We start from the raw sequence: 452 nt of genomic DNA, 5'->3' as shown, positions 1-452 counted from the left end.
GCGGATCGTGAGACGGCACAGCCGTAGCGGCGGTCGCGGCCAGAACGACGTCTGGAAGGAAGCACATCAGGACTAGAAGCGCGCAGATGATCGCGGTTCGCATGACGCAGAAACGCGCAGGCATACCCGATGCCGCATATCAAAATTTCAAAAGAATTTCCTGGAACCTCCACCGCTGCAAATTTCATTTGGCGGAGTCCTCGGGCGGCGGAGGGATTGGGAGAATCCGGCCCTCTGGAGGTGCGTGAGTGACTTCCAGTGAGCCTCATGCGCGCGTGGCTAACTCAAGGATGCAAATCAGGCTGGCCACGCCTCGGTCACAGCGCAATTTGAATTGACGTCATCGATATCGGCTATCGACAGCATCTGTTTGTATGATGGTGCAGTGCGACACACATCCCCTCTCACGAAGCAGGGCACAGGCTCTGAAACACCAGAGGGATCAGTACCAT

At 56.6% G+C, this 452-nt stretch carries 1 protein-coding gene; it reads right to left on the bottom strand.

Annotated elements, in window-relative coordinates; translation table 11 throughout:
* A partial coding sequence (locus tag WDW90_RS38190; protein ID WP_336492882.1) for a hypothetical protein occupies positions 1 to 188 on the bottom strand: 188 nt, incomplete at its 3' end.
* Positions 189 to 452 lie beyond the last annotated feature (264 nt).

It is taken from the genome of Methylobacterium nigriterrae, assembly GCF_037106235.1.
In the GTDB taxonomy this organism is placed as follows: domain Bacteria; phylum Pseudomonadota; class Alphaproteobacteria; order Rhizobiales; family Beijerinckiaceae; genus Methylobacterium; species Methylobacterium nigriterrae.
This window is presented reverse-complemented; position numbering and strand designations above follow the sequence as displayed.